We start from the raw sequence: 25,727 nt of genomic DNA, 5'->3' as shown, positions 1-25,727 counted from the left end.
AGGGATAATTTTGACAAATACAGAGTGGGTTTTTTATAGTGTTTATCCAGGTAGGGTTGAATATCTAGATGATCTGGTTGCAGAGGTTGTTGCGCCTTGCGCTGAGAGGTTGTCTGCACGTGAAGATGTTCACCGGTGGTTCTATATCCGCTACATTGACGAACAAGGGCCGCATATTCGCTTACGGTTTCAGGTGAATATTGATTCTGTACACTTTATTGAAAAAGGTATTGAAGAACTACTTGAACGAGAACTTTTCCGTATTACATCTGAGCCGATTCCCAAAATGACTCGGTTAATACCTTTCCACCCAGATCAACTGGCAAAATCGGAAGCAGAAGTTATTTTTCAACAGGAAATATATGAGCCGGAATATGAAAAGTATGGTGGTAAAAAAGGAGTGGACATCGCTGAAAGATGTTTTGAAAGTTCAAGCATGCTAGCTTTGGTTGCACTTAAATTAGAGCGAGCCAGGGTTATTGATCGATTTAATCTTTCGCTGTGTATTATGGATCAGGCCACAAAAGAGCTGTCGTTTTCCGAGAGAGAATGTGATGATCTTTGGGAGGAAATGCTTCACCATTGGAGTGGATCTAGTTTTCCTGGTGGAGAGGAATATAAAGAAAAGCTCGTAGATGGTGCGAAAAAGAGAAGGCAGATAGTAGACGAGATGCTGAAAGGTTATGAATCCAATAGTGAGGTAAAGGAGGCAGTCTCTGCATATTGCCATTGCTTAAAAGAAGCTTTCGATGAAGTAGAGGCTTCACCCCAAATTAGGTTGTCTAAAGGACATCTGATGTTTCACTACACGCACATGATGAATAATCGTTTAGGTGTGTGGCCGATCGAGGAAGCGTATCTTGCGGCTATTTTGCAGGAGGTGTAGATTAGATATTAAAAAATATTCACATTTCCCGAGGTGCTTTCCTGGATATTTTTCTTAAGGGAGGCACCTTTTTTGTTTAGAAATGCTGGTTTGATCCGATGATCGACACAACGCGACTGATTAAGCGCGCATTTTGCACAAAAGATAAGAAATTGTCGTACGATAATTGGGAAACAAAGCAGGAAAAGCAGTTTTTTGTGCCGAAAATGGTGAAAGTGGGAAATAAAAAAGGGGGATAATTTCAGTGGCGAGTAATTATGGTTTGTTGTTTGGCACGGATACGATTCGTAGGATTACTGCGGAAACGGAAGCGCAATTGAAACAAATGAAATTGTGGAAGAACAATGAGGACTGGTCACCTGCAATTATGCGCCAACTGGCCCTTGGAGACTTTCACATACTTGACTTTGAGCAAGTGGCGTATTCTGTAAAACAAATGGCAAAATCGCGTATGGTAGAGTTAATGAATGAATACACGCTATCGCTAAAGCATGTGCCACACATCAAGGATGCTCTTGAGTATGCGTCTATCTTCCGGCAAACAGCCATTCTTAAACAGCTTCTTGAACGGCATCAAAATGACGAGAAATTGACGGACTGGATGCCGACCTATCGTCTATTGCTACAGGTGCTTGAAGGAAAACTATCTCATGGTGAAATTGTTGATGAGGCATGCAATTTGGATGCGTATGTTCAAGATCCGGTTTTGAAGTTGCGTCTTAAATTGTTAGCGGCAGGTGCTTATAGCCAGCTTGATCAATTCAAAGAGACATCTCCTTTGCTTGAAAGCATCATAGATGAGTTTGATGGAATTAAAACAGGTTACACACGAAGTGCATTAGCAAGTCGCACACTGTTACTTGTAGGAAATTACTTCTTATACGGAGACGGTGACATAGAGAAAGCCGAGAAGAATTATTTAGCAGTTGATATAAATTTGGCGACACCCCCTTCAATGAAGTCCGCTGCTAATCATGGGTTAGGTTTAATAATGATGCGTCATAACAATCGTGTTCAGTGTAGGTATTATTTCGAAGAAGCGATTCGAGAAGCGAAGGAAAGTGGACAACACGATTATTACGCGTGCCTCATGAATGAATATTATCCGTTTGCTCGCAATATAATGGGAGAAACGTTTGATTTAAAAGGAGTTGTCTCAGAAGAACGAGTGCACCAGCATATTGTTCGTGGTGAACGTGAGAAAGCCATTCGCGTGATTGAGGAATTAGAAGCGGCAGGGAAAGATAGTCCGTTTTTAACATGGTACAAAGGAAAAGCTACAGGTAATATCGAGTTTTTGAATGCTTCGTTAAAGGTATTTGAAGCACAGAATCGAGCCTATTTAGTACCAATTATTCACCAAGAGCGTAGTCGTATCTCTAGTTTGGGAGGGGGAGTTTGATGAGAGTTATGAAGCGCTTTCTGCTTGTTTCCATGATGGTAGTCGGTTTTATTTCTGTGAGTCAAGCTGATGCAGAAATAGGACCAGCAGGGGATGGAGTACCAAGGACTGAGTCATACTTAAGCAGTTAATTATTGTATCGGTCATACAAGTAAGATCTCACTCTTTATTGGGCGAGGTCTTTTTTAGTGTGCTCGGCATGTCTAACAGCTAGGCGGTGAAAGTCCGTGTGAGTCCATTAAGGTATTGAAAGGAGGTGAGGAAATGGAACATAGGAAAAAAGAAGCATTGGCACTGTTTGCTGAGGAGTTGCCGGAGCAGGTTGATCTAGCAGCGTTCAATTGTGTGGGAACTGCAGGTACTGCAGGTACTGTGGGATCGTGCTATGGATCTGTAGGCACGTATGCTTGTCTATCGTCAAATTAAATCAAGATTTTTAGATAAGAATTCTTAAATGTTGCTATGGGGGCTGTCCTAAAAGGTCATAAAAAATGGTCTTTAGGACAGTCCTTTTTTGTTGATAGCGCTTGTATCGTGCGTTACAATGATATTACAGGTTGCGTAAAGATATGTCCCACACGTGATGAAGGAGGTTCCCATGGACGCGAATAAGAAGAAATTAGCTCAGATTAAAGCGAAAGAATCAGTAATAACAGACACTGTGGGATCACTTAGGGAATCGGTGGTTGAGCTTGGCATGCATTCGCATGCGAATACGCATCTTATTCGTGATGCGGCTAAATCGGTTGAAGCAGGCGAGTTTGAAGAGACGTTGAAAGAGTTAATTGAGTCTGACGCTGAATTCAACTCAATTTTGGTGGAGTATTTGGACAGCTTTTATAAGGTAACCCTGCTTGCTGAAGAGGTAATGAAAGAAGACTTTGAAAAGCAGTGTCGTGATCTCAATAGGAATGAAGGTGATTGATGAAGTTAGAACGTGTCCAGCTAATAGGGTAAGTGGCATCTAATATTAGGGGTGATCAGAATGAGCCAAAGAATAACGGTAGAAACGTCCCTAGTTACGGGAACGTTGAAAGAAGTATCCAGTGTTGCAAGCGGTGCCAAAATGAAGAAGCGATATGCAGTTTCTGGCTACAACTTAGAGATGTTAGATGTGATGGTGGACGATTATGCAGCATTTGACAACCACATTACTTCGTATATGACCGCTTTAGAGCAAAAAAGCAAGAAGTGTCAAGAGTTGGTGAAGTCATACGAGGAAGTAGACCGTCAACTTGCCGGAAAAATCAAAAGCGGATGAAGGAGGTTGTCACTCGTGAAGGTGCTTGATGTAAAAGCAGTAATAGGCGTCTTTGACACGATTAAGAGGAGACTCAAGGACGCGGATACGACTTTGGAGATGTGCGAACACAAAATACATCGCTTTGTACGTGTCAGTGGGTTTGAAGGAGCAGGGGCGGAAGCAATGCGGAATCATTCTAAATATGTGGATGTGCCAACCTTGCACGCGTTTAGGCAATATATTGCGCATGAAACCAAGGTCATTGAGAAGTGCAAGCAAAACATCCGCAGCTTCGAGAGTGAAAACGCATTGGTGCGTGAAGACTTTTGGCGTATCGAGGTACCTAGAGGGATTAATAAACTGGAAGCGTCAACAGAAAACATCGTTTCAAATGTAAACAAAATCGCTGCATCAATCAGCGACATTGCAAATATTGGCAAGCTTGATATTACTGATTTTAAAAATGCTGCTGGCGAAGAAAGGAAACACGCAAATAGCGTTGTGCACAAGCTGGATAGTTTAGATCGAACCAACGCAAATATGTTGCGCAGTACGCGACCACAATTGAATAAGGTTGGCGCGATGTCAAAGAAAGCAGCGGAATTTTCAACTGGCAATGTGCTATCATATGCCAATATCAATGCAGCCAAAAAGTATTTTGAAGAACAAGGATTGAATGCGGATACGATTGTGGCGGACAAGCTGAAAGAGTTAAAACCAGGTGCAGAGATGTACGCACACGCTTTTCCATTCGATTATAATTACAACGCAAGACCGACTAGTTTCATGGCTATAAAAGACTACGATGACTACCAGTTGTATTATAATGTGTCCAGTGCGCTACCGCTCACGTCATATTATAATGGGTTACAGATGTCATATGGCGCTCATATGGGGGCTGTCGCAGATGTGAAAGAAGGTCGTCCGGTTGATGTGAGCAAAGCGTCATCCGCGTATGAAGCATCCCACATGGTTAATCAACCAAAGGGACAAACAAAATATCACTCGGATGAATGGGGAAAATCAACATCACAATTTGAGTGGTCATGGTCGCTTGATGATACGTCAATGGCGGCAGACTTTACCCCAATCGTAGCAAATATCAAGTCTGGAATTGAAGCATTTACAGGCAGAGACCCAATCACGGGACGGAAATTAGAACCGTGGGAGCGAAGTCTTGCGATGGCAGCAATTATTGGTGGGCCTGCTGTTAAGGGCGTATCCAGAGTTGCTAAAGGCGCGAAGAACGCTGATAAGGTTGGGGATGTGTCTAGTAAAATACCTCAAAATGGTACACTGTCAGCGCTTGAGTCTAGAAAGTGGTATCTTGATCAAGAAAAAGCTATTCCAAGCAGGATTGACCCTAATGCCCCGCTTGAACAACAAGCAAGACAATCTTTTGCGCTTCGTAATTCAGCTAGAACCAAGGCTCGTGACCTGATGGAAGATCGTGAGCTAGCAAAGAAAATTACAGCAGAGAATCCTAATTTAACTTGGGAACAAGTTTTAAGTAAGGCAAAAAATAACTTAATTGATCAGGGAAATAAAAATTTTACTCTTGAAGATGTGTTTACGGAGATCATCGGCAGCTCCCAACGATCCAGAAAGAGTGTGAATGAGAGGTTCAAACTATGAGCAAATTAAACCCTAATAACGTAATCTCATGCAGGAAAACAGACAAAGGAACATATGAATACCACGTTTTAGGAGTTGGAACATGGGATCATTTTGACTCACTTGCAGAGTTTTTCGTAGAGAAATACGGTGCCAGTGTTCAATCAAGTGAAGATGTCATTTATATTCGCAAATGGCAGTTTAAGATTGATGATGAAATCTTCACTTTATATCACCATGAAGATATAGGGAACTGTTTTTTTTCATCTAATGGAGATGGAAGAAGTCCTTTGATGGAGAAAATATCCAAGGATATTGATAATCGCCTAAGGGACGTTGATTATGAGTAACGAGGTCGTTCATTGCGATTTAATCAAACCGTGAAGGTTGAAAAGCTGATTGATAAAGCAATACAGGAAATTGAAGACGCCTTGAAGAAAACAAGTTCGTCTCATGCGCCAATGCAGTTGGAGAAAATCAAGGGTGAGATAAAGAATATGAAGAGTGCTATGTCCCCAAATAACTATCAGCCGTCTTTCCCTAGAATGATTGTTGATTCTTGGGATCATAACGATCAGCTTGGAATTTTATTACTTGGTATGAGCCAAGAGTACAAGAAACTTGATAAGTGATATGAACAACCCCCGTTGTCACGCACGTTGTTGCTGATAGTGGGGGTTTGTTTTTGGTTTACACGAAAAAAAGCGCCAACAGGCGCTAGGCATCATGTTCCGTCCTTTTGTCCTCTGTAGCGGTCCCGTCGCCATTTACATTTGGCACAGGGTCGCTTTAGCGTTGCAGGAAATATACAGGATAGCAAAGAAGATTTGATGGGTAATATTAGTTGTATGTTTAGATAATACAAACTTATGGAAAGTGCTTATGAAAGCAACATAACAAATAAAAGTCGATTGGGATATATTTCCTATCGCCTTCAATTATTTTTATTGTATAACCCCATCTTTAAACACCCACACGATTTTGTACCCTCATTTTTCAACGACGAACCAAGAATTTCTTTTTCCCGCCCACATGAGCATTTGCACAGCCAATATCTCTTACCACCTCGTGGTTCTACTTCTCTGAGTGCGGTTAATCTGCCAAAGGTTTGACCGGATAAGTCTTTAATGGCGCGTTTCTCATGAAATTCTTTCCGTAGACATCCGCATGACCTGGTAGACCCGTTTTTCAAAGAGCAAGGGTTAATGTCTTTAAAGTTGCCGCATTCGCACTGGCAGCGCCATGTTCTTTGTCCAAGGTGCTTCTTTCCTTCCTCAATTACGGTGAGTCTGCCATATTTTTGACCAACAAGATTGGCTAGAGGTTTCTTTGGTGGTGGCGGTAATTTGTCTTTAATTGGAGGAGTTGGTTGTACTTTGGAATGTTTGACTTCTTCTTGGTTGCGAGCTTTAATCGCTTCCTGAAACGTTGGAAACCGTCCTAAATATACCCGTTCTTTGTCTATTAAGGCACATACATCCCATTCACCAGTTTGTTGATGCAAATACACGCCCCTGATCCCTGTATGAATTGACGCGTACGGCTGTCTTCTTTTAATTGGTGCTTTACCTGTTAGCGGATCGATGTACTTTAGCTTCTTTGCCATAGAAGAGCACCCTTTCACATAGTTTTACATATAGATTTATAATATGTTATCATATACTTATGAGCGCTTTCACACTCCTTGGACAGTTTGGTTAGCGCTAGAGGAGCCTTGCCAGTAATGGTAGGGCTTTTTTACATAGTAACATAATTAGCGATATTTGTCGGACGAAAAACGCAAAACGAGGGAGGAATTCACGTTTTCTTGCCGAAAATTCTTAATGACATCAAGGTTGAGGGAGGTTATCATGGTCGCCACGAAGGAAATAGAAAAACTACTACGAGATGCGGAGTTTTCGTTGAGCTTTGAAGAAGTTATGTTAGCTGTTAAAAAAGCATCCCCAGAACAAATGGTATTATTAATGAACGGATACGCGCTTTCGGTGGAAAGTCAGGGCCATATTGAAGATGCATTTGAGTATAGCGTAGCATTTCAACAAATAGATGTGTTAAAGCGATTGCTTGATAGACACGATCATTTAACGGAATGGTCATCCGTATATGAACTATTTCTAGATATTCTCCAAAGGAAAATACAATATAAAGATATTATAAGTAAGGCGCGTGATTTGGTCGGTCAGGTAGAGTCGCCAAAGTTAAAAGTACGTTTAGAATTGTTGGAAGTTCATGCGCATGAACAGTTAGGCCATGTAGAAAGAACACTCGCTCTTGTAGATCATATGCCAGAAAAGCTGTCAAAGATTAAGCCAAGTTTCATGAAGAGTGTTTTGTTAAGTCGTGCGTCCCTTTCGATGGCGACAGGATTACTTCGGGTTAAAGGAGATTTTACAAAAGCACGAGAGATGTTTTCAAGTGTTGTTGAAAACCCTATCACACCAGAAGCAATGCTTGCGCCAGCATACCACGGTTGGGGTTTAGCAACATTGTGTGGATCAGACAAAAAAGAAGCGTTGGTGTACTATAAAAAGGCGATGTTTCATGCGAAGCGAGCGGGTTTGACGAACTATTTTGAGCGATTGGAAAGTGAATACTATCCCTTTGCTCGTAACATTTGTGGTGAATACTTTGATTTAACAGACGTCGCTCCTATTGAGCAAGTACATCAGAATATCGTGCGTTGTGAGGTGCAAAAAGCAACTGAAATGATAGAGGAATTAGAAGCCGAAGGGGGCGAGAGCGCTTGTTTAACATGGTATAAGGGTATAGCGACAGGAAAAGACGTGTTTTTATGGGATGCTTTAGAACGTTTCGAAGTGGAGAACCAGGCATATTTGTTGCCTTTCGTGAAACATGAAATTCAGTTCCCAAGGTTTAAGTGAAAGGGTGAGCAGGATGAAATGTATTTTTGTATTGATGGTGGTTGTAATAGGGATTGTTGCAGCGGATACAACTACAATATTAGACCCAGGAAATCCAGGGCTCCCGCAGATTGTACTCGCTGACGAATAATTACATATGAAAGCAGGGGCTTGACGCCCCATGGTTCAATCCCCCTGTATAGTTAATGATAATATCTGGTTACACACATCGTATTTACTTGACATGAAGCAGTGGAGTAGAAAGCATGGGGATGGATCTTTTTTTAAACGGTGGAAATGGTTCAGTGAGTTGCGCCGAATCAGAAGCTCCTTTGATTTAACTTATATACTTATTATGCCGCGTACGACAATTTGCGGACAAAAAAGGCGCCAGGACACAACAACCCTGACGCGAATGGTTCAAGCCTTTCGCGAGAAATCGACCATCTTGTCCAATGAGTCAAAGTGAAGATGCTCATATTGTGGTGCACCAAAAATATCTTGAAATACAGTAAGTATGCAACTCTCTTCGTAAGGAGAAGTTTCATAGACAAAATGTTTTGTATCATTGGTTATGTTGAAGGAGGTATGTTTATTGATCATGCGACAAACCTCTTTCCTTTTGAGCAACGGATCGTTGTAGCCCACTCTCGTATGTTCGATATGTTCAGACTCGTCATCTAAAGTGAAAATCCTATCGTCCCAATAGCAGCCTAATAACTGTATTTTCTCGGTTTTTGTATGCGCAGCTCCTTCGCACTCGTGATGAGTCCAGTAAAGTTTTTCGACAAACATGTGTAACAGCTCCTTTGATTTAACTTATATACTTATTATGCCGCGTCCAAAAGGGTATGTAAGCGGCAGGAAGGCGGACAAATTGTGGACAAAATTTCCGTGCCTGGGTGTAACCTCCATCTGGTTACACCCGTGCATATGCCTACTGACCAAGCTGGAGCCACGGAATAATTCGTGTTTTAAACGGTGGAACCTGCTCACTAAGTTGCACAATGTTTGAGTTGATCATTTTGCTAATGTGGCTCATTTGATCTTGGCTCAACCCTTTCGATACACCTTTGCCGTTGTGGCTAGAGAAAAATACTGGTCCACATATCGTGGTAGGTTTGTTGTTTCCGTGAGAGACAACAATTGTTGGTGACATTTTTAATAGTAGAAACTCGTCATTATACCAAAGATCAATGTTTGGGGTGATTGGCATGGCTGCGAGCATTCCTCCAACAAAATTTCTTTTTGCTTTGAGCGTGAATCGGTTGTCAGGCTTGATCTCTAATTCCGTCTTGTGTTCTCCAGGCGTAAGCAATAACATTTTTCTTTCCATGTGTAACGCTCCTTTGATTTAACTTATATACTTATTATGCCGCGTCCAAAAGGCGATGTACGCGGCGATACGGCGGACAAATTGCGGACATTTAAAAAGGACGTCTGCAAGTCGAGATTCCAACTTGTAGACGTCCTTTTTTATTTTATCTGCCATCCTCCAACCCGTACAAGATCATTTCCATCTTCTCCACTTAGTATCTCTACATGTAATTGAGTGTCTTCATCTTTATGGTCGATGATATATGAAATGACGTCGAACCCCATATCATGTACTTGTTGACCTGGCCAAATGCGATCACGTATAGATCGGTCTGCAACGTGCGCTAAAATTGTATTGTCTAATAGAGAAAGCGGGATGTCTCCAAGACTTTTTAGATGCTCTAGTTCTTTGAAGAGTTTTCCTTTGTTGTGCCCATGTTCAGCAACTCCTTTGTTTAATTTATATCTTTATTATGTCATGTTCCAAAGGGTATGTACGCGGCGAAAAGGCGGACGATTTATGGACAAAGTTGTCCGCAAAACTGCCGCTGCAACGCCGCGTACATCGCCTTTCAGGAGCGCCATAATAAATAAAGAAAGGAGTGCTTCACATGGCAAAAATCACAAACTATATAGACACGCAAACAATCCATAAAGAAACAGAAGTAATCAACAAATTATTAGGCGTCGACGATGCGTATAAAGCGCCGAGCGTATTAATGGGTATACTGTACGACCGCCCACGACGTGAAGCGCTGTTTAAAAAGTTTTTGAACGCGGCCGATTATAACGTTGCGTTTGACTGGTTTCATAAATATTATCAGAATGAGCACTCAGACAGAAAGAAGAAGCAAGACTTCACGCCTGATTCAGTGGCTGAGCTGCTAACAAAATTAGTTGCTCCATCCGCAGGAGGCACATTTTACGAGCCTTGCGCTGGAACGGGTGGAATCATGATCAAGGCTTGGACTCACAATAAAAAACAGCATGATCACTACCGCCCATCGTCGTACCTGTATCACGCAGAGGAATTGTCAGATCGTGCGATGCCATTTTTGCTGTTTAATGCCTTAATAAGAGGCATGAATGCGGTGATCGTCCACGTTGATGTGCTGAAACGAACAGACGCAAAGGGAGTATTTTTTGTTCAGAACGACAGTGACGATCCTTTACAGTTTTCGTCGCTTAACCTCATGCCCTACACGCAAGATATAGCTGATTACTTTCAGGTGACATGGATTGACGAAGTAGAGCGATACAAGCCGCTTGTAGAGTCTAAGGACATTCCCGAGCACTTACGCGCCGTAGTAAAGCAGATGTTGACGGATTCGTGATTCTAGTAGTACAGACCGCAAATCGTGGTTTGTGCTATTTTTTTGTCCGCAGAATGTCCGCAGTATCGCCGCGTGCATCCCCTTTTGGACGCGTTATGATATATATGTAAGGCAAATTAAATCAAGGGAGATGTTTCATTATGAAAGCATTGCGTTTGTTTCCAGGTGAGAAAAATACGGAATTTGAAATTGTTGAGTATGAAGACACGGATTTGAAAGAAAAAAGGTGACGGAAGATTTATGGCATGAAGTTTTTGATGGGGCTGCTGGGTCGTTGTCAATCACGGAGGATGTAGAGGTGTGGTTCAATATTGCACCAGACACTGACAATCCACCGCCAACATTGGGTATCTATGGGAGTTGGGGCTCCTTTATACATTTCGGTGACTTGTATTTTGCGGATAAAGATAGCAAAGGTCTTAGCGAAGATCAAATCGATCAAATCAAAAACTTAATAGGAAGGAAAGTGATTTGCCGTGAAAATCGGTTGATTCCATGTCTTCCGACAGAGTATATAGAGTAGTGGGGTGTCTACGGACACCCTTTAGGTCGTCTTTTATCAGCACGTTTGCAGTATGCTTCGGCATCTTCTTTTAAATAAAGATTCACTTGGCTTCTTCCATTACCTTTTCGGAAAAAAGGATTTAAACGCTTATCTCTCACGGCTTGCTTAAATGTAGAGTTTTTTTGCCTAGTAACTTTCATTGCTTCCCGTTTAGTGAGCAGGTTCTCCATCAAAAATTGTTGTAGTTCTTCTCTATCCATGGCAATGTACGCCCCTTTCGTGAAGAAAACCCCGACCTTGCCCGATGCTTTCATTCAGCTTTTTCATCTCTGCAAACGTTAATGTTGCCATAGTTACCAGCTCCCGTTGAATTAATTTATATATTTATTATGCCGCGTATGATAGGGGATGTAAGCGGCAGAACAGTGGACAATTCGCCGCGGAATTGCCTACAAAGAATCCGCCCCACTTGGGACGGATTCTTAATCAGATTGAACGGTGGGTTTTGAGAAGTTCCTTCAATGCAACTTGTGCATCTTCCAGCGTTTCATATCCTCGAAATTCTCCGATCTCATGTACATCACGTGAAGCAAAGTCGAACAGTCGAATGGTGTAACGACGAACCTCGTCATCCTCACGGCACTCACTGCTGATAAACAAGCCCTTATCTTCGTGAACCATGGTTAATTTTTGTGTTTCGATTTCTCGGTTGTAAAAATTCATTACCCATTCGTCAAAAAAGCGATATCCTGTTGCTTCGTGTTGTTGCTTCATTTCTGCGATTGTTAACATGTGTAACATCTCCTTTGTTTGGTTGGTATATATTTATTATGACGCGTCCCAAAAGGGATGTACGCGGCAGAAAGGCGGACGATTTGCGGACGAAAAGGGCTAAAAAATCCGCCCCAGGTGGGGCAGACGCTTAATCATGAACAACGAGCGACTTCTATCATTGCATCGATTGCATCCTCTAAGGTTTCAAATTCCTGAAATTCTTCTACCGTATGCACGTCGGATGTCTCCAGGTCGAAGAGTCGAATGGTGAATCGGCGAACTTCGTCTCCAGGGTGTTCACTAGTGATGAAATAGCCTTCCCGGGTTGGTTGTGTCTCGATTTTGGAGTTGAAGAAACGCATTGCCCCTGGGCTAAAAAAGTAAAACCCTGCCTCTTCATTCAGTTCTTTCATTTCTGCGATTGTTAACATGTGTAACAGCTCCTTTGTTTGGTTGGTATATCTTAATTATGCCGCGCTCCAAAGGGTACGCACGCGGCGAAAAGGCGGACGATTTTCCGCGTATTTGCGGACGAATTCGTCTGCAATTTGTCCGTTGTTTTGCCGCGTACAACTCCTTTTGGACGCGTTATGATAGATATATAAATTAATTCAAGGAGATGTTGAACATGGGAAATACAAAACGTATTACTTTCATTGGAGGTAAACTGGAGGCTGATCTACCTTGGCCACCAAAATGGTTTGGAGAAAAGGTACAGACGTTTGAATCGGAGCAAGAAGCGCATGATTATGCTAAAAGTGTGGTAGATGTTTTGAAAGCTATCCACGGGCATCCATATTTTAAGTATTTAATGGACAGGAAACAATGGCATTTTCCTCTTTCATTTGATACGATATTAAAAACAAATTAAGGGAGCATGACACATGAAAACCATTGGCCTCATCGGTGGACTAAGTTGGGAATCTACCGCTCACTATTACCGACGTCTAAATGAATCCGTGAAACAACAATTCGGCGGACTGCATTCAGCCAAATGCCTCATTTATTCATTTGATTTTCAGGAAATTGCTGACTTGCAAAAAGCAGAAAAATGGAAAGTAGCGACTGAAAAAATGGTAACCGCCGGACTATGTCTAAAAGCTGGTGGCGCTGAACTGCTTGTCATTTGCACAAATACGATGCATCTAATGGCCGATGATGTCTCACGCGCTACCGGGTTACCACTCATTCATATTGTCGATGCGTTAGCAAATGACATTAAAACCCACGGTTTCACTAAAGTTGGTTTGCTGGGCACTTCTTTTACAATGGAGAAGCCATTTTATAAAGAGAGAATGGTACAACATGGCATCGAACTGCTAACACCAGCAGAGCAGGAGCGCACCCTCGTACACGATGTTATTTTTTCAGAGCTATGCCTAGGAAAAATCACACCCAAATCCAAAGCAGCATATTTAAACGTGATTGATCATCTTGTCGCTAGAGGTGCAGAAGGGGTCATTTTAGGTTGTACTGAGATTCCGCTACTCATTAAACAATGCGATACACCTGTGCCGCTATTTGATTCTACAAATATACATGCCGACTATGCATTATCTATCGCTTTGAATAGATTTGTCCAAGGAAAATAACGAAGAATTTTGATGAAAGTTCGTCCGCAAATCGTCCGCCATTCTGTCGCGTACATATCCTTTCAGACGTGGTATGATATATGTAAGATGGGAAAGAGGGGGCGCAAATGCTATGGTGAGCAATGTTATAGCCGTGATTTCATTGATTGCAGGTCTGCTAACAATTGTGAACGGAATGATTTTGCTGAAGAAATCAAAAAGGAAGGCGTGGGGTGTAATTTAAGAAGCAACAGTACATTATGAGTCTAATAGGAGGGAGTGCTTATAAAAATGTTGGATTTAGTGTTGATATTCTATGGGGGGGTATGGTATAGTAATAAACGGATGATATGAATAATCATTCATTTCTCAAATATGGGTGAAAGGAGGGAAGATGGATGAAAAGAGTCAAGCAATTTATCGCAAGTACTCTTGTGATATCTCTATTAGCTTCACAAGGAAGCCATGTTTTTGCTGAAGAAAAAGTGGATTATACCACGATTGCAAAAAATATGATCGAGATGTATGATGCATCCGAGAAGGTGGATGATTCTAAAGAGGATATCGAGGAATACGATGACCGGTTTGTGAATGACATGATGTTAAAACAAGCTGAAAAACAAGAGACTTTGGAAGAGCATTTTGCTGAAAGCGAGAAACAAGGGGAAGAATTCTATTCATCTGATGAGATATTAGAGTCTGATCCAGAAGATTTCGATATTAGCGAAAAGGACATGGACTACATAAAAGATAGTGTCCGTACGCAAAAAGAAGATCTGGATAATTTGATCGAAGCTTTAAAATCTTTAGGTGAAGATGACCACCCGGTTACGAAGAGATTAGAAGAGGAGGCATCCATGGAGATTCCGGAATCTCTAATCTATGTTGATCACACTGTGAATGAATCTCGCGACGGGACTATTTCCGGTGGCGGATGGCCTAACTGTTTAGATGATAATGGGTATGGTTATAAGAACTTTATAACGTCTGATTGCTATAAGGCTATCATTGTTGCGCTTCTTTGTGCTGCCGATTCTACCATTGGTAAAATGAACTCTAAATTACGATATTGTAAACACAAGGTAAGAAATTGTTCGGGTTTGATTGGGCATAAAAAGACTTGGCACACACACAAGTGGTATCAAAAAATTCCGTAAACATTAGTATCATTTGGTGTTTTTGGAATCCTTTTAATGAGTAAACCTTTGTTGCATAGATTTCCATTTCGGTGGAGGTCTATGCATATGAAGGTTAGCGTGGCATCATTATTTGGGTGGGTTTTTTGGATGAATTTGTTAACAATTTATATCTTTATTAAATGGGGTTAAGTTCAACAATGAGAAAAACAGTTTTTATGAAGCTCATTTCTTTTTTATTTATTACAGTCGTATTAGTAGGTTGCTCTGCTGATACAGATCACTCAGACATGAATCATTCAGACATGAACCATTCGGATATGGATCATTCAGACATGGATCATTCGGATATGGATCATTCAGACATGGATCATTCGGATATGGAGAAGCCTTTACCTAAAACGAAGGATATGGTTGAAGTGGTTCAACAAGATGTAGCGAATACCTTCAGCGATTTTCATGCCAAAGGTATTAAAGGAGCTCAAGTGAAAGTCGCTGTCCTTGACACGGGAATTGACATCTCTAGCAAAGATCTAGAGTTTTCTCAAGGAACTAACTTTGTTGATTCAGCTGTAAATGATTTTGATGATGATCATGGGCATGGAACAAAAATAGCTGGTATTATTGGCGCTAGAGAAAATGACTATAATTTATTAGGATTAGCTCCGCAATCTGATTTATATGTAGCGAAAGTTGCTGATGAACATGGTAATGTAAGCATCGAGAATCTTATCAAAGGTATTGAATGGTCGATAGAAAAAAATGTTGATATTATCAACATGAGTTTAGAACTGCCGGAAGGCTCGAAAGAGTTACATTCTGCAATTAAGAAGGCCTATGATAATAACATCATAATATTGGCATCTTCGGGAAATATTAAGTACAGTGGGGATACGGACTTATCTTATCCGGGTGCTTATGAAGAGGTAATAAATGTTGGTATGTTGAACACGGATGGAAAAATCTTTGCCGATGAATTTAAAGACAAGGAAGTTGATGTTTTTGCTCCTGGAGAAGATGTGTTTTCTAGTTATTTGAATGAAAAAATGACTTTAGACACGGCAGTTTCGTTCTCAACTGCATATGCTTCAGGTTGTACAGCGCTTTTACTACAGAGCTATCAGGATGACAATGTAGAGTATAGTATGCAGATGGTTCTTTCTGATTTGAAAGAATGGCTAGAACAAAATATGTAATTCAATGATAAAGGTATTTGAGGAAGAAACCTCAACTATCTTTATCAAAAAAGGGGAAGATGTTTGTGAAAAAGTACCTTCTTGTATTAGTAATGGCCATAATCTTAAGCGGCTGTGGCACAACGAGCCAACTAAATTTTTATGACGAAACATTAAGCACAGACCTTTCCGATGAAAATCTTTTGGGCGTCTCGTTAGATATGAGTGAGGATATCTTGTTAGAGAAAGTAGGCAAACCCGATTTTGAAAACTCTGTCGAAGATCCACCAACAACGTATCTTATATATGGATCATCAGAAGATGAATATGAGTTTGAATTCATGATTGATGATCAAAATAAGCGTGTGAAGCGATATTTTATACGTCAAGAAGGATATGAAACGGCTAGAAATATTGAGGTGGGCAGTTCTGTTACTGAACTTATCGCCGCTTATGGAGATAGTTATTATGAGAGAGAAGATACAGGGTCTCAAGTGATCGGTTTTTTTGATAAAGAGAATCAAGTGAATATGGAGTTTAGTACATCAGATAATGTTGTTTTGAGCTATATTGTGATTGATACGGAGATGCTTCAGAAAAGGTGACAATAAAATTTGATATGCTCCCTCTAAAATAGATAAACAAGATGAAAATTTTTCTATTTTACAAGGAGCATTTTTATGTGACGGATTGTAATATTAAGTGCAACACCCATCAAGGGATTCAACAGCCCAACGTCTTATGGAATCAAGCATATTTTTGAGAAAGCGGAAAAAGGATTTTATATGACGAACGGAGCTTTCAAAGGGGCAATGCTGGAATGTGGGTTCCGTGTCAAAGATGAATCGGCGGTCAATTGGTGTTTTAATATTTCCAAGCGCTCAAAGATGTTCGAGCAGTGGCCGTGAATCGACTGTAGTCTAATATGGAGATCAACAACCCTTGCCCATAGGCAGGGGCTTATTATTGGTTGCGCTTTCATTTTGTGATAGAATGTTGAAAATGGTGTCTACGCACAAGAGCTGCCGTTTGATGTGTAATTATTTATGTTTCCAATCAATGAGTTTTTCCAAAAGATTTGCATTCAATATCCTGATTGCGGCTATACAGTACACTCAACTGTCAAAAAAGGACTAATTGGACCGGTGGTGACTCACGGTTCACTTAATCCGGTTATTATGTTTCATTCTTGAGGGTTTATGGAATCGAGAGGTAGGGATTTGTGTGGATGTTGAGAAAAAGGTTGATGAGTCATTAATTCGAATTCAAAATAAGATAAAGTTACCGACATTTTATATAGAATGGCCGGGGCTTGGTAAAACAGAAGAAGATAGGCAAAAGAGGATGCAATTATTAAAGAAGGAATGTTTAAAAGCGGCTTGCGCACTTGTGATATATTACCTGTTGCTTTTCTATTCTCTATGTAAATTTTTTTTGCGAGAACTTGTTTCTTTTATTGGGATTTTTACTTCGGATTTAGCATGGTCGATATTTTGGGCGATATTTATTGTTATCTTCTGGTTATCACTTATTTCGTTTTTTATAGCAAAGTCATATATCGATAAGCATGCTAGTCGAGTATATGGTTCAAGTTTGGATAGCGTGAGAGAAGGAATAGCTAAGAAAGAGCTCGATGATGAGTTGTTGAAATTGCCAGGGGTGAATGAGCAAATTATACGTGAACACGCCCTCCCATACTTAGAAAAGAAAATCGAACGAAAAGAACAACATTCTTTCGTGACAGCTATATCAAAAGCGATTTCTCCAGCTGCAATAACTTTTTCTGCTGCACTTGTTACTGCCTTTTTCAGCTTGTGGGGTGAAGAATTTGCGAACGATGATAGCTTTCGTGAGTTTGCGCCTTCTGCATTTATGATAATGTTTATGCTGATACTTATTGGAATGATGGTGTTGGGAGTAGTTATAAATGGGGTTCTGTTAATATTCCGTAATAAAGGGAGTAGAATGCGTAGCCTTATTTTATTGAGAAAGGCCATCCTTGTGTATTCAGCGAGAAAAGACGCAAATTGCAATACGCGAAATATATCTTTAGGTAATAAACGAATGAAGTCGTCTATACTTTCATCATCGCGAAGGAAGCGGCAAAAGGAGCGCAGGAATGCTCGTAGGCGTAGTAGGCGCTTAGGTCCGCGCAATAGGCATTGATGATCGACAAGAATAGACACTAACAACGGATGGAACCGTGTTATAATGTCGGTAATCACCTCGATAGACGTGATTACGGTCTGGGAGGGGCTTTGAGTCTCTCTTATTTGTATTTTAACATCTCTCCTAAATGTATTAGCATGTTGAACTCGCCATGATAAATTGAAATTAGGACACAAAATTAACATTTAAAAGGATGTGAAGAATGATGGCAACACGAAGTTACAAGCTGAAAGTGAAAGCGCATACAGGTGCTGGTGCAAAAAAGCTACGGCAAGGACTGTTGAAAACACATCAGCTACATAACGAAGGCATAAAGTATTACATGGATTGGCTCTTGTTATTGAGGCAAGAAGCAGTAGGAGAACGTACAAAAGACGAAATCCAGAGTGAGTTGAAAAAACGTCTTGATGATCTTTTTCAAAAGAGAGGAAGTACGCTAGAAAAGGAGATTTTAGATGAGATGCTTTTAGTATTGCAGCGCCTATATCAGTGGATCGTTCCTTCTTCTATAGGTGAAAAAGGCTCTGCTAACAACACTGCAAGTGCTTTATTCCCTTTAACGGATGAAAAAAGTGATATGTGGAAGGGAGTTGCAAAATCTGGCCGACCACCGGCGTGGAAAGTGAAGAAAGATAGAGGTGACGAAGATTGGGAAGCCGCCTATCAAAAATGGAAACAAAAGCAGGAGGCGGATCCTATTTATGGAATACGTCGAGATCTTGACCGTTTGGAGCTTTTACCATTGTTTTGTCTATTTACAAGCACGCAGAATGATGTGAAGTGGTTACAAGAAGGGACTGTCCGTACATGGGATAAAGATATGATGACACAAGCAATTGAGCGTTTGCTTTCGTGGGAGTCATGGAATCGTCGTGTGAAGGATGAGTATGAGAAGTTAACAAAAGATATAGAAGAACTGGAAACAAACCTCCAAGAAACAGATGAAGAACCGTGGTTGACCCGGCTACGAGAATTTGAAAAAGAGCGTCATGAAGAAATAGCAAAAGTCTCATTTGAACCAATCGATCCCTTTGTTATTCGCAAACGAGAGATTCGTGGTTGGGACAGGCTATATAATGTTTGGAAGAAGATGTCTCCGTCTCTTCCAGAGAAAGCGTTTAAAGATAAGGTTGGTGAAGCCCAACAGAAGCTGGGTTCCGCTTTTGGAGGCGCAATTCCTTTTCACTTTTTAGCTCAGAAGCGCAATCACTTTATTTGGTGCAACAATCCTGAACGCTTGTTGTATTTTGCGAAACATAATGAAATGACCCGAAAACGCCAACGTGCAAAGCGAGAAGCAACATTGACATTTCCAGATGATAGACGTCATCCCGCATGGGTGCGTTTTGAATCCCAGGACGGAAATAATCTACACAAATATCGTTTCACTGTTAGTGAAGAAAAGGGACTGACTGTGACATTAGATAAGCTCATTATGCCAGGTGAGAGTGGATGGCAGGAGACAAAAGATGTTGTGTTGCCACTTGCTGCATCAAAACAGTTTCATGATCAGATTGCTTTACAGGAGACAGAAAAGAAAAAAGAGAAACAGAAGTTTTTTTACCTTGATCAGAGTGTCTCTCGTTATAAGCAACAAGCAAAAGTATTGGAAGGAACTGCACAAGGCGCGCGCTTGCAATTTAATCGTCGTGAACTAGAGAAAAACGGCGATGCGACAGCTTTTTTTAATATGACGGTATCCATTGAATCAATGCAGAATGTTAGAAATGGCCGCTTACAGACTCCCATCGGTAAAACGTTAACCACGGTGCAAGATGATTTTATGAAAGTAGTAAACTATAAACCAAAAGAATTACAGGCGTGGATGGAAGAAAGCCCGCCGACAGTAGAGCTAGGTTGTGACGCTTTGACAACAGGAATGCGAGTGATGTCGGTTGACCTTGGGCAGCGTATGGCCGCTGCTGTGTCTATTTTTGAAGTGTCGGATGTCCCTCCAGCACGCGGGAAATTAGGTTATCCAATTGAAGGTACAGATCTTTATGCAGTTCATGCGCGAAGTCTGACAATCAAACTTCCAGGGGAAGATGTATCACCATCTATAATGGAGGTACGTCAACAACGGAAAGAGATACTGAAAATGTTACGGGGAAAAATGCGGTTTTTAGGTAATGTATTACGCTTGTCCGGAAAACGAACAGTAGAAGAACGAGACCGTGTGCTTAGTAAATATTTTTCTCCCGAGTTATTGGAAAAACAGCGCCGCGCATGGGGAGTGCGATATGTAGAAGAGTTGAATAAGGTAAAGCGTGCGATAGAAAGTGATCTGTTGGAATGGAATCGCACGGTTTGCCGGGCTCATCGAACGCTAGAGTCGTATGTGTCAGAGGACGTGCAAAAGTGGCGTCAGGAAATCGGATTAGACCGACAGGGTGCGTATGGTCTGTCTATGGCGAGCATAGAAGAACTGGAGGATACGCAACGTTTTTTACAAGCATGGAGCAAACGAGCACGCAGTCCAGAGAAGGTGAATCGGGCTCAAAAACGCGAACGATTTGGGACGGACCGACGGGAACACATCCAGCATTTAAAAGAAGACCGCCTGAAGAAACTCGCGCACGAATTAGTCATGACGGCTTTAGGGTATAAATACCAATCTATAGGAAATCAAGAAAAGCAGTGGATTGCGACGTATCCGTCTTGTCAAGTTATACTGTTTGAAGACTTATCGCAATACCGATTTAAAACGGATCGTCCCAAAAAGGAAAACTCTCGTTTAATGCAGTGGGCACATAGAGAAATTCCAAGAGTGGTCAGTATGAAGGGTGAAATGTATGGGCTTCAAGTGGGAGATGTATATTCAGCCTTCACTTCACGCTTTCACGCTAAAACGGGCGCACCGGGAATTCGTTGTCGTTCCTTAACAAAAAAGGATATAAAACGTTTGCATGAGGATCCAACCCTGTTAAATCGTTGGTGCGGCGAAGGGTTTTTATCCGAAAAAGAGGTGCCGTGGTTACGAGAAGGAGATTTAGTGCCGGATAAAGGCGGAGAAGTTTTTGTTACATTAAAGGCGCCTGATAGTCATGAACTAAGTGAGATTCATGCAGACCTAAACGCAGCACAAAACTTGCAGAAGCGATTTTGGCTCCAAAACACGGAGGTGTTTCGCGTGCAGGTAGAGAAGCAACAGGATGGTTTTATGGTTAAGACCACAGCGAAAAAAGTCAAAGCGTATCTTGGAAAAGGAAGTTTTGTCGAAAGTGAGAAAGAGAATGAAAAGGGTGTTTATTATTGGGAAAAAGCGGATAGAAAGAAGGTGAGGGGAAGTTCTAAACAAGTTGATGCCGAGAGCCTAGCGGATGTAGTTCACGAAGGTGCTGAGCTTCAAGGAAAGGCTAAGACGTTGTTTAGAGACCCGAGCGGGTACTTCTTTGAAGAAGATAAATGGCAAGACCAAAAGCAATATTGGTTTAAGGTGAACAATAGGATTAGAAAATTATTGGAGCGGCGAATAAAGACGTCGCTAAGGAGAAATTCTTATGTCTACAATTCCAATTCGGATGCTAAATGAAATTCAATACTGTGAACGGTTGTTTCATCTCATGCATGTACAAGGCATGTTTGAAGAGAGCGCTGACACGATAGAAGGCACGGCTCAACACCGAAAAGCAGAGCGTCGCCGCCGGAAGAGCGATACGGCATCACAAGACTTATGGGGAGAAATTCCCCAAAGTCTCCATTTGGGCGATCCGATCTTGGGGATTGTTGGGAAGTTAGACGCAGTAAAACATGAAGATGGTGCATGGGCTCCAGTTGAAGGAAAGCATTCAAGTGCTCCACATGGTGCTCGTGCATTTTATGAAGAACAATATGAATTAAGTGGTTATGCATGGCCAAATGATCAAATTCAGTTATGTGCGCAAGGACTGTTGTTACAAGCCAATGGCTATACATCGCGCTACGGTTATCTTTATTATAGGGGGAACCGTCAGCGTGTCCGAGTTGAGTTTACAGAATCATTAGTGAACGCAACGAAATCGTGCATTGAAAAAGCAAAAGCATTGAATAAAAAAGAAATGCCTGCCCCGTTAAAAGATGCGAATAAGTGCTTTCGCTGTTCGATGAACTATATATGTTTGCCGGACGAGACCAATTATTTGCAGCAATCAAGTTCAAATATCCGGAAGATTGTTCCGAGCCGGTCTGATGGTGGTGTGATGTATGTTTCGGAACATGGTACAAGACTTGGTAAAAGTGGGGAGACAATGACGATCACGAGTAAAGAAGGCACCCAGGATGAAATACCATTAAAAGACTTGGTACATGTAACCGTGATGGGTAATGTACAAATTTCTACGCAGTTGCTTCATATATTGATGTTTCGTGGAATTTCTATCAGTTATTTATCGTCACACGGCAAGTTTATTGGGATGTCTACACCGCCAGTGAATAAGAACATTCATTTACGAAAGCACCAGTTTATTAAAGCTCAACACCCTGATATCTCACTAAAATTAGCGCGCTCTGTTGTTCATGCTAAAATCCTCAATCAACGAACAATGATGAGGAGAAACGGATCAATTTTAAAACAAGTGTTAAAAGAAATGAAGGAGTTGGCAGAGAAATCATTAGTCGCGGATTCTTTAGATCAACTACGCGGTTTCGAGGGACGTGCTGGAAGATGCTACATGGAAGCTTTTGCGGGAATGCTGAAGCAACAAGAAGATGGTATGATTTTAATGAAAGGAAGAAACCGCCGTCCACCAAAAGATCCAGCTAATGCGTTGTTATCACTAGGCTATACACTTCTTATGCGAGATGTAATGGCCGCTTGTTATGGGGTTGGAATCGATCCAATGTTTGGGTTCTATCACTGTATGGAAGCTGGCCGTCCAGCGATGGCACTTGATATGATGGAGCCCTTCCGTCCATTAATTGTCGATAGTGTTGTTTTACGTGTGATGAACACAGCTGAAATTACCGTGAAGGATTTTTATATGGGCCCAGATTGTTGTCAGCTGAAAAAACAAGGACGACAGAAGTTTTTCGGCGCATATGAGCGGCGTATGAACAGTACATTGACGCACCCCATATTCGGTTACAAGATCAGTTATCGGCGGGTGCTTGATTTAGAGGTAAAGATGTTTGCGCGTTATTTGGAAGGCGAATTGAAGGAATATCATCCTTTAACGACGCGATGAACTGGGGGATTCCATTGAGACGTTATGTATTGGTGTGCTATGATATTTCGGATGCAAGGCGTTGGCGTGGTGTATTTAAAGTGATGAAGTCTTACGGCGAACATGTTCAGTACTCTGTCTTTTTATGCCAACTTACAGATGTGCAGGAGGCAGAGTTGGAAGCAAAACTAGGAGAGATCATTCATTCACGTCAAGATCAAGTTATGTTTGCGCGTATTGGTTCGGCAACTAGAAAGCAATTAGATAAGAAAATTACTACAATAGGGCGCCCGTACATCCCACGAGACATTGCAAAGTTGATTTATTGAGCTTGCAAGCAAGAAATGCAGATGTTATAATAAACGCAATAGTCTATAGGGCTATAAACTACCTGTGCGTGTGCAACGGGCGAAGAGGTAAGGAACCTTACTACACTTCGCACAACCACAGGCAGTCAACATTGCCGTTAAATGTTTGGACTGAACCATGTGCTTATGCGTGGTTCAGTTATTTTGTATAACAGTAATTTTTAGTCGAGCACCTACACATGTCATTAATGTCTAGAAGCACTCGAAAGTCTTGTGCTAGTTGGTGTGCAAGAAGTAAAGAGGGAAGGTAGTGCACAATATGACAGCAAAAATTCCTTTTGTATGGTTGTTACTCGAAAAGCCTTTTATGATTCGTTACACACCAACCGTTGACACGAGCAGCGGTCCAAACATTTAACGGCAAACATGTTGATTGGCACCGTGCAACTGAAATCAAACAGTCAGGACGCAGCTTGTCCAAACATTTAACGGCAAACATGTTGATTGGCACTAACACATTTAATTGCACTGACCCTGACGTTAAAACTTTATGTCCAAACATTTAACGGCAAACATGTTGATTGGCACCTTAACTGCTTATTTTCTTTTACAACGTTAACTAATTGGTCCAAACATTTAACGGCAAACATGTTGATTGGCACTTGCAGATCATAAACGATTGAAAAAGGAACATTGGGTCCAAACATTTAACGGCAAACATGTTGATTGGCACCTTGATCCCGACTTCGTTTTTTGCTCAAGCCTTTTTGCGGTCCAAACATTTAACGGCAAACATGTTGATTGGCACGAAATTCCCGAGAATGAATATGATCTCACTTCCGGGTCCAAACATTTAACGGCAAACATGTTGATTGGCACCCTTACCTTCCACCGCTTCAATTTTTCTTTCAGCTTTCGTCCAAACATTTAACGGCAAACATGTTGATTGGCACAACAAGTTTTGGGTGAAAAAAGTGTTGCTATGGTTCGTCCAAACATTTAACGGCAAACATGTTGATTGGCACTAAATCACACGCAAAATGGTTTTGTTCAAGGATTCAAGTCCAAACATTTAACGGCAAACATGTTGATTGGCACGTACGCATGGTAGAGACGTTAAATGACTATTACCCGGGCGTCCAAACATTTAACGGCAAACATGTTGATTGGCACTGATAACATACTGTGTCACTCCCAGCTTGTAGATTATTGTCCAAACATTTAACGGCAAACATGTTGATTGGCACGTTTGTGAAAGAGAAATTGAGCTATAAGAAGAAAAGTCCAAACATTTAACGGCAAACATGTTGATTGGCACCTTTGCCATCCTTTGTTACCCAAAAGGCATACCTAGTCCAAACATTTAACGGCAAACATGTTGATTGGCACCATAAGCATCTATGTAATGATCATATTTGTTGATAGGTCCAAACATTTAACGGCAAACATGTTGATTGGCACTTCTTTTGACCGTTGATTCCCTTCTTCATCGTAATGTCCAAACATTTAACGGCAAACATGTTGATTGGCACAAGGGGAAAATCTCATGAGTCAAAGAATCATATACGGTCCAAACATTTAACGGCAAACATGTTGATTGGCACTCTCTTGACATTGATTTTCGCTCTGTTAAAATCAGGGTCCAAACATTTAACGGCAAACATGTTGATTGGCACTAAAGGGAATCAAAAAATGATGCGATGTGTACGAGTCCAAACATTTAACGGCAAACATGTTGATTGGCACCCCTTCATCAATTAATTCACACATTTTTTCTTTATCGTCCAAACATTTAACGGCAAACATGTTGATTGGCACAACCATAGATCAATTTCGTTTGTAATCGCCATTGAGGGTGTCCAAACATTTAACGGCAAACATGTTGATTGGCACAAAAAACGTCGATAAAAACGCTTCCAATTCTTCGCGGTCCAAACATTTAACGGCAAACATGTTGACTGGCACTAAAGAGAACTATGAGGGATTCGAAGTTGCACAAAAACCCAAACAGAATAAGTAATTAAGATTAAACGGCTTCCGTTCTTTATGAAGTCGTTTATTGTGTGTCAAGAGAGTCTCATCTCTTAGTCACTCCTTCATTAACTAAACAGGAACAAAAAAACCCCTTTTGTGGCAGGGGATACCAGGTTTATGAAAAAAACTTTTAGAGGTGCCAAAAAAAGTTATTGACTTATCTGGTACGATTTTGGTATAGTATAGAAGTCGCAAGGGAGAACCCCTTGATAGACAAAGGGTTTGGTAGAGTTGGTTCGAATCCCTCGCTCTCCGCC

26 protein-coding genes and 1 CRISPR repeat array are annotated in these 25,727 nt (G+C 41.2%); of the genes, 20 read left to right on the top strand and 6 right to left on the bottom strand.

Features of this window, described 5'->3' with window-relative positions:
* Positions 1-10: 10 nt before the first annotated feature.
* From NSQ26_RS07725 to NSQ26_RS07685, 9 genes are all read left to right on the top strand, one after another.
* Positions 11-886, top strand: a complete 876-nt coding sequence (locus NSQ26_RS07725; RefSeq protein WP_499717736.1) for a thiopeptide-type bacteriocin biosynthesis protein — start codon at positions 11-13, stop codon at positions 884-886.
* Between the two features lie 244 nt (positions 887-1,130).
* Positions 1,131-2,288, top strand: a complete 1,158-nt coding sequence (locus NSQ26_RS07720) for an AimR family lysis-lysogeny pheromone receptor (RefSeq protein ID WP_499717735.1) — start codon at positions 1,131-1,133, stop codon at positions 2,286-2,288.
* The gene (locus tag NSQ26_RS07715) at positions 2,288-2,419 is read left to right on the top strand and encodes a hypothetical protein (RefSeq protein WP_499717734.1); all 132 of its coding nucleotides are present in this window, start codon (positions 2,288-2,290) and stop codon (positions 2,417-2,419) included. The genes NSQ26_RS07720 and NSQ26_RS07715 overlap by 1 nt, the downstream gene beginning before the upstream one ends.
* A gap of 133 nt (positions 2,420-2,552) precedes the next feature.
* Positions 2,553-2,714, top strand: a complete 162-nt coding sequence (locus NSQ26_RS07710; RefSeq protein WP_499717733.1) for a thiocillin family RiPP — start codon at positions 2,553-2,555, stop codon at positions 2,712-2,714.
* Between the two features lie 172 nt (positions 2,715-2,886).
* Positions 2,887-3,213, top strand: a complete 327-nt coding sequence (locus tag NSQ26_RS07705; protein ID WP_499717732.1) for a hypothetical protein — start codon at positions 2,887-2,889, stop codon at positions 3,211-3,213.
* A 60-nt stretch (positions 3,214-3,273) separates the two neighbouring features.
* Positions 3,274-3,549, top strand: a complete 276-nt coding sequence (locus tag NSQ26_RS07700; RefSeq protein WP_499717731.1) for a DUF5344 family protein — start codon at positions 3,274-3,276, stop codon at positions 3,547-3,549.
* 15 nt (positions 3,550-3,564) lie between these two features.
* Entirely contained in the window at positions 3,565-5,166 is a 1,602-nt protein-coding gene (locus NSQ26_RS07695) for a T7SS effector LXG polymorphic toxin (RefSeq protein ID WP_499717730.1), read from the top strand.
* Positions 5,163-5,495 carry a hypothetical protein gene (locus NSQ26_RS07690; protein ID WP_499717729.1) on the top strand — a complete coding sequence of 111 codons (333 nt, stop codon included), beginning with the start codon at positions 5,163-5,165 and terminating at the stop codon, positions 5,493-5,495. The genes NSQ26_RS07695 and NSQ26_RS07690 overlap by 4 nt, the downstream gene beginning before the upstream one ends.
* A 12-nt stretch (positions 5,496-5,507) precedes the next feature.
* Positions 5,508-5,777, top strand: a complete 270-nt coding sequence (locus tag NSQ26_RS07685) for a hypothetical protein (RefSeq protein WP_499717728.1) — start codon at positions 5,508-5,510, stop codon at positions 5,775-5,777.
* A gap of 302 nt (positions 5,778-6,079) precedes the next feature.
* Here NSQ26_RS07685 and NSQ26_RS07680 read toward each other — a convergent pair whose 3' ends face one another.
* Positions 6,080-6,751, bottom strand: a complete 672-nt coding sequence (locus NSQ26_RS07680) for a hypothetical protein (protein ID WP_499717727.1) — start codon at positions 6,749-6,751, stop codon at positions 6,080-6,082.
* Between the two features lie 217 nt (positions 6,752-6,968).
* Here NSQ26_RS07680 and NSQ26_RS07675 point away from each other — a divergent pair, with 217 nt between their 5' ends.
* The gene (locus NSQ26_RS07675; protein ID WP_499717726.1) at positions 6,969-8,027 is read left to right on the top strand and encodes an AimR family lysis-lysogeny pheromone receptor; all 1,059 of its coding nucleotides are present in this window, start codon (positions 6,969-6,971) and stop codon (positions 8,025-8,027) included.
* Positions 8,028-8,426: 399 nt separating this feature from the next.
* Here NSQ26_RS07675 and NSQ26_RS07670 read toward each other — a convergent pair whose 3' ends face one another.
* Both NSQ26_RS07670 and NSQ26_RS07665 read right to left on the bottom strand, forming a co-directional pair.
* Positions 8,427-8,801 carry a hypothetical protein gene (locus tag NSQ26_RS07670; protein ID WP_499717725.1) on the bottom strand — a complete coding sequence of 125 codons (375 nt, stop codon included), beginning with the start codon at positions 8,799-8,801 and terminating at the stop codon, positions 8,427-8,429.
* A 142-nt stretch (positions 8,802-8,943) separates the two neighbouring features.
* Positions 8,944-9,342, bottom strand: coding sequence for a DUF3846 domain-containing protein (locus NSQ26_RS07665; RefSeq protein WP_499717724.1), 399 nt, complete (start codon positions 9,340-9,342; stop codon positions 8,944-8,946).
* Positions 9,343-9,934: 592 nt separating this feature from the next.
* Between NSQ26_RS07665 and NSQ26_RS07660 the strand changes: the two genes are divergently transcribed.
* Positions 9,935-10,657 carry an N-6 DNA methylase gene (locus NSQ26_RS07660; protein ID WP_499717723.1) on the top strand — a complete coding sequence of 241 codons (723 nt, stop codon included), beginning with the start codon at positions 9,935-9,937 and terminating at the stop codon, positions 10,655-10,657.
* A gap of 531 nt (positions 10,658-11,188) precedes the next feature.
* On the opposite strand, the gene NSQ26_RS07655 is transcribed toward NSQ26_RS07660, so the two are convergent.
* From NSQ26_RS07655 to NSQ26_RS07645, 3 genes are all read right to left on the bottom strand, one after another.
* On the bottom strand, positions 11,189-11,422 hold the full coding sequence (locus NSQ26_RS07655; RefSeq protein WP_499717722.1) for a hypothetical protein: 234 nt from the start codon (positions 11,420-11,422) through the stop codon (positions 11,189-11,191).
* A gap of 226 nt (positions 11,423-11,648) precedes the next feature.
* The gene (locus NSQ26_RS07650; RefSeq protein ID WP_499717721.1) at positions 11,649-11,954 is read right to left on the bottom strand and encodes a DUF7447 family protein; all 306 of its coding nucleotides are present in this window, start codon (positions 11,952-11,954) and stop codon (positions 11,649-11,651) included.
* A 134-nt stretch (positions 11,955-12,088) separates the two neighbouring features.
* Positions 12,089-12,367: a DUF7447 family protein gene (locus NSQ26_RS07645; RefSeq protein WP_499717720.1), complete on the bottom strand. Its 279-nt coding sequence runs from the start codon at positions 12,365-12,367 to the stop codon at positions 12,089-12,091.
* A gap of 197 nt (positions 12,368-12,564) precedes the next feature.
* On the opposite strand from NSQ26_RS07645, the gene NSQ26_RS07640 reads away from it, so the two are divergent.
* The 9 genes from NSQ26_RS07640 (at position 12,565) to cas2 (ending at position 23,457) form a co-directional block, all read left to right on the top strand.
* Positions 12,565-12,807, top strand: a complete 243-nt coding sequence (locus tag NSQ26_RS07640) for a hypothetical protein (RefSeq protein ID WP_499717719.1) — start codon at positions 12,565-12,567, stop codon at positions 12,805-12,807.
* Positions 12,808-12,820: 13 nt separating this feature from the next.
* Entirely contained in the window at positions 12,821-13,528 is a 708-nt protein-coding gene (locus tag NSQ26_RS07635) for an aspartate/glutamate racemase family protein (RefSeq protein ID WP_499717718.1), read from the top strand.
* A gap of 377 nt (positions 13,529-13,905) precedes the next feature.
* Positions 13,906-14,664 carry a hypothetical protein gene (locus NSQ26_RS07630; RefSeq protein ID WP_499717717.1) on the top strand — a complete coding sequence of 253 codons (759 nt, stop codon included), beginning with the start codon at positions 13,906-13,908 and terminating at the stop codon, positions 14,662-14,664.
* A gap of 179 nt (positions 14,665-14,843) precedes the next feature.
* Entirely contained in the window at positions 14,844-15,839 is a 996-nt protein-coding gene (locus NSQ26_RS07625) for a S8 family serine peptidase (RefSeq protein ID WP_499717716.1), read from the top strand.
* Between the two features lie 65 nt (positions 15,840-15,904).
* Positions 15,905-16,423, top strand: coding sequence for a putative periplasmic lipoprotein (locus tag NSQ26_RS07620; RefSeq protein WP_499717715.1), 519 nt, complete (start codon positions 15,905-15,907; stop codon positions 16,421-16,423).
* Between the two features lie 619 nt (positions 16,424-17,042).
* Complete coding sequence (locus NSQ26_RS07615) at positions 17,043-17,984, top strand: hypothetical protein (protein WP_499717714.1); 942 nt, start codon at positions 17,043-17,045, stop codon at positions 17,982-17,984.
* Between the two features lie 205 nt (positions 17,985-18,189).
* On the top strand, positions 18,190-21,519 hold the full coding sequence (gene cas12b, locus NSQ26_RS07610) for a type V CRISPR-associated protein Cas12b (RefSeq protein ID WP_499717713.1): 3,330 nt from the start codon (positions 18,190-18,192) through the stop codon (positions 21,517-21,519).
* Positions 21,488-23,149 (top strand): CRISPR-associated endonuclease Cas4g/Cas1g, encoded by a 1,662-nt coding sequence (cas4g/cas1g, locus tag NSQ26_RS07605; RefSeq protein ID WP_499717712.1) that lies wholly within the window; start codon positions 21,488-21,490, stop codon positions 23,147-23,149. The genes cas12b and cas4g/cas1g overlap by 32 nt, the downstream gene beginning before the upstream one ends.
* A 14-nt stretch (positions 23,150-23,163) precedes the next feature.
* Positions 23,164-23,457 carry a CRISPR-associated endonuclease Cas2 gene (gene cas2 / locus NSQ26_RS07600; protein ID WP_499717711.1) on the top strand — a complete coding sequence of 98 codons (294 nt, stop codon included), beginning with the start codon at positions 23,164-23,166 and terminating at the stop codon, positions 23,455-23,457.
* Positions 23,458-23,840: 383 nt separating this feature from the next.
* Positions 23,841-25,401: a CRISPR direct-repeat array (repeat unit 36 nt; unit sequence GTCCAAACATTTAACGGCAAACATGTTGATTGGCAC).
* Between the last annotated feature and the right edge of the window lie 326 nt (positions 25,402-25,727).

Source organism: Bacillus sp. FSL W7-1360, from assembly GCF_038592975.1.
GTDB classification, from domain to species: Bacteria; Bacillota; Bacilli; order Bacillales; family Bacillaceae_D; genus Shouchella; species Shouchella lonarensis.
The sequence above is the reverse complement of the archived record's forward strand: the minus strand, read 5'-3'. Positions and strand labels throughout refer to the sequence as shown.